At 40.7% G+C, this 3,994-nt stretch carries 5 protein-coding genes and 1 pseudogene; 3 read left to right on the top strand and 3 right to left on the bottom strand.

Going from position 1 to position 3,994, the window contains the following annotated elements; translation table 11 throughout:
* Positions 1–73: 73 nt before the first annotated feature.
* The 3 genes and pseudogenes from E5S67_RS31265 to E5S67_RS33810 form a co-directional block, all read right to left on the bottom strand.
* A complete protein-coding gene (locus tag E5S67_RS31265; protein ID WP_246277079.1) occupies positions 74–457 on the bottom strand; it encodes a hypothetical protein in 384 nt (127 codons plus the stop codon).
* Between the two features lie 44 nt (positions 458–501).
* Positions 502–981: a 2-C-methyl-D-erythritol 2,4-cyclodiphosphate synthase gene (ispF, locus tag E5S67_RS31260; RefSeq protein WP_172193268.1), complete on the bottom strand. Its 480-nt coding sequence runs from the start codon at positions 979–981 to the stop codon at positions 502–504.
* Between the two features lie 134 nt (positions 982–1,115).
* Positions 1,116–1,564: pseudogene (locus tag E5S67_RS33810) on the bottom strand (IS1 family transposase); the annotation flags it as partial.
* Between the two features lie 95 nt (positions 1,565–1,659).
* On the opposite strand from E5S67_RS33810, the gene E5S67_RS31250 reads away from it, so the two are divergent.
* The 3 genes from E5S67_RS31250 (at position 1,660) to E5S67_RS31240 (ending at position 3,851) form a co-directional block, all read left to right on the top strand.
* Positions 1,660–1,806: a hypothetical protein gene (locus tag E5S67_RS31250; protein ID WP_172193262.1), complete on the top strand. Its 147-nt coding sequence runs from the start codon at positions 1,660–1,662 to the stop codon at positions 1,804–1,806.
* Between the two features lie 93 nt (positions 1,807–1,899).
* On the top strand, positions 1,900–2,967 hold the full coding sequence (locus E5S67_RS31245) for an AAA family ATPase (protein ID WP_172193266.1): 1,068 nt from the start codon (positions 1,900–1,902) through the stop codon (positions 2,965–2,967).
* A 2-nt stretch (positions 2,968–2,969) separates the two neighbouring features.
* Positions 2,970–3,851 carry a hypothetical protein gene (locus E5S67_RS31240; RefSeq protein ID WP_172193264.1) on the top strand — a complete coding sequence of 294 codons (882 nt, stop codon included), beginning with the start codon at positions 2,970–2,972 and terminating at the stop codon, positions 3,849–3,851.
* Positions 3,852–3,994: the final 143 nt, after the last annotated feature.

Below are 3,994 nucleotides of genomic sequence, written 5' to 3'. Positions count from 1 at the left end.
TTCTACTTTTTGAGTTTTTGAGCAACAGCTTGCCTGACATTCAAAGGTGGCTACTTTTAGCTGCGCTCATTTTTTAGTCTAAACTACAGTCTACCAGGGTTTCAATCGTATCTTCAAATATCCATTTTCTACCAAATTTAGGCTGATAATAACGAAGTATTTCACCAGTGTTTAGAGAGCAAACAGGTTCAGATAAATTCACGCCGTCCCATTTGAAAATCAGAATTGGTTCGGTGTCAACAAACATAGCATAGGGAATGACTGTGCGTTGTTCGGACATCTTCGCTAACGCAGCTTTCATCCAAGATATCATGTAAGCAGCAATCCTCTGCTTTGCTGCTGTTTCTTGAGCTTGAATAATTTTGACCTCGATTAGCGCGACTATGCGATCGTCCTTATCTAGAGCAATGATGTCAACGTTGATCGGCATTGCGATTTCCAAGTCTTCGGCGATCATAAATTCGACTCCTAATTAAGTAGAAAATCTTCATAACCTGACAGCTATTTTAGCACTAACAAAACTACAGCGTAAGCTGCGATTCCTTCTTCTCTTCCCACCGGCCCTAACTTTTCGTTGGTAGTAGCTTTGATGCCAATTTGGTCAGGTTTTAATTGTAGGACAGTAGAAAGCCGATCGCGCATTTGGTCAATATGCGGTTTCAGCTTTGGACGTTCCGCCACCACCACGGAATCAATATTGCCGATTTTCCAGCCTTTATCTAATATTAACTGATTGACTTGTGCCAGCAATACGAGACTATCAGCCCCTTTCCATTTCGGGTCAGTTGGAGGGAAATACAGGCCGATATCTCCTAAGCTGAGAGCTCCGAGCATCGCATCCATGATAGCGTGGGTAAGTACGTCGGCGTCGCTGTGTCCTAATAAGCCTAATTCGTGGGGAATGTGCACGCCGCCGAGGATGAGGGGGCGTTCTGGAACTAAGCAGTGAATGTCGTAGCCGTTGCCGATGCGGATGTTCATGTGAATTTAAGGTTGGGGAAAAGCCGACACTAGACAATTATTTTACATTCAGTCTGGAGATAAGTAAATTTGGGCGTTGGTGAACTGAGGTATGATTTGGCTCTCACCGCTGACGGAGGCAGGTCGAACAGCGTTCAAATCAGATTATCTAAATAATTACTTGAATATTGAATGGGAACGTCCGAGAATTTGAGGAGCGTGAATTAGTAAACGAATTGAATGTTTGAGAATTTCTTCGTCTTGAGAATAACAAAGAGATTTTCTCTTCAATCGAGCCAAATCATGTCTGAGTCTTGTATTTTCACCTTCAACTGCAAGCCATATAAGTTTTACCGATGATTGAGTGACCATCTGGAATAAACATTGGATAAACTTTCAGGCAATTTGTTACATAAAAATAGCATTTTTATTTTTCAACATCCCATCAATGTTTAAATGTTTGGGCATCATGGTCTCCTACAGCCCAGGCTAAAATATCTGCTTTGAAGTGGTCTACTGCTATCCACAACCAGACGCAAGTTTTTTTTGAGCCAATAAATGTTTCTAATTCATCTAGTTCTACGACCTCGGGAATTGTGTCTGGACGGACGATATTTCAAAAGTTTGAAAAGCGAGATCTCTTTTTTGGCACGCTACATATAGTGTGCTTGCGTAAGTCCTGTATGTGTTAGTTTATCGATGTCCCAAGAACCCGATCGCCTCCTCAAATCTACTTATTCCCTAGATGGCGAAGAAAGCGTCTCCGGCTTTACTCTGGCGGTTGCGGAGTTATTTCAGAAACTGGCTTTTTCAGGAAAGTGCGATGTAATATATCTAAATGGCTAGGTAAATTTTGGAGATGAATTTGGCTGAGTGCGATAATGAACAAGGCTTGAAAAAAAAATGTAGGTAGTAAAATCTTCAAACAGGAGTGTTATTATGAAAATTCAATCTATCAATTTACAGTATTTTAAGAAATTTAAAAAGAAAAAAATCGAATTTACCGATCCAGAAACTGGATTGGCACGAGACCTTATAGTTTTAATAGGGATGAATGGGGCGGGAAAAACAAGTATCTTACAGGCAATAGCCGCAACACTGGGAGTGGCAACAGGGAGGTTGCAGAAACTTTTTGACTTAGAATGGGCAGGATTTAACTATGAATTGCTGGGGAGTAATTGGGGCAAGTTTGAACCAGAGGTTACTCTACAAGTACAATTTTCGTCTCAAGAGCTCCAGGCGGTTCGTGAGTTCCAACAAAAATTGCAAGATCTGGGTCACAATTTACCAGTTCCTCCTGCTGACAAACATATTGTAGATCTTAGATGGCAAGGTGAGAGTGTTCAAGCAGACACTGCGAGTGAATTATTTCAATTTAAAGGACGGGAATATGCTAAACGACTCCTTCGATCTGAAGGCTTTGAGGTGTTTGAGCGAGTTGGTACGATTTTTTGGCAAACAGAGCAGAGAAATTCAACCAGCTTAACTACTGAAAATCCGGATGGAAAAAAAGTTGAAATTACCTATGATATTCTACGCGATCGCCTTTCAAAGTGGCGGCAGTTTCATCAGGATGTTGAGAGGAAAAGAATTCAGCAATTCCGCCCTGGACAGAAGGACATATATGCTGAAATTGAGCAAGCTTATAAAGCTGTTTTTCCAGAACGTGGCTTTGAGGGGCCTGTTCCACGAGAAGGGATCGATGACATTCTGAGCGAACCCTGGTTTTATCTATACTACGATAAAAGCAACCTGTATGAGATTTCTGAGATGTCTGGGGGCGAACGCGCTATATTTCCGATCCTGGTGGACTTTGCTAATTGGAATATTCATAATTCGGTGATCTTGATTGATGAAATTGAGTTGCACTTACATCCACCACTGCAACAAGCATTGTTGAGAGCTTTGCCTAAGTTAGGCAAAAATAATCAATTTATCATTACAACTCATTCTGATTACATAGAGCAGCTAGTACCCGAAGCACACATTGTTCGTGTGGAGGTGTAACTATGAGTGTTGTTAGCAGTGGAAAAATTATTTTTTGTGAAGGGAAACCAAGCAGCTTAGACTATAGATTGCTTACTAGAGTAGTCGATAGCCTACCAGGTGATAGATGCACAATTGTCCCTGCGGGTAGTAAGTTTGGATTCTCAACCTTTGCCGAGGGCTACTTTTCAGGGAAGACAGCGGTTAATCAGAAATACATCGTTTTTCGCGATCGGGATTTCGATGTTCAGCCAACTCCTAACTGCGGATTACTCCAACTAGATAATAGATCAGGTAATAAACCCTTTGATTTAAGTTATCGCACTTGTGTTGAAAATTACCTCTTAGATGCTGATTTGATTCACACCTATTGGACAGAAAAGTACAATGAAAAGCAGGGAAATCCAGCTTCTAAGTGGGGACATCAAAATTCACCAGAAGTCGATCGCATTTCAGAATCGATTGAAACTAGCGCCAGGAACCTGCAAGATTACCAAGCTGTAAGATGGGCATTGGGTGACTTGGTGAACATGAGTACAGCACGACAACAACTCAAAACTACATGGACGGAGAAAGGTAAACTACCTGAGTCATTAATTTTGCAAGACTGCAAAAATCAAGCGTTAGAATTAGTTAATCAATTTAGACTGGCAGTTGAATCAGTTACACCGGAAAAATTTGAAGATAACCTTGTTTCCTATCAACAACGGTTTAACCAAGAAGAATTTTGGACAGAGAAGCAATACTTAATCTGGTTTAATGGCAAGGATATTCAAAAAGAAATACAGAGACAAGACTCTAAATACATTTCTCTAAATTCATTTTTCGATTGGGCAATTCGGAAGCTTGAGATTAATCAGCATCCTGATCTTATCGAATTAAGGACAAAAATAGAGCAGCTATAGCAGAAGGAAGAAGGAGGAAGAAGGAAAAAGGATGTCGATAAAAATATTTTTCCCCAAACAAAAAGCGCCCCTATTTCTAGGAGCGCTTTTCGTTTATCTAGGACTAAAACTTAGCCGTTGATAGAAGGAGCAACCATTGCTAC

The organism is Microcoleus asticus IPMA8, assembly GCF_013179805.1.
Classification (GTDB): Bacteria; Cyanobacteriota; Cyanobacteriia; order Cyanobacteriales; family Microcoleaceae; genus Microcoleus; species Microcoleus asticus.
The sequence above is the reverse complement of the archived record's forward strand: the minus strand, read 5'-3'. Positions and strand labels throughout refer to the sequence as shown.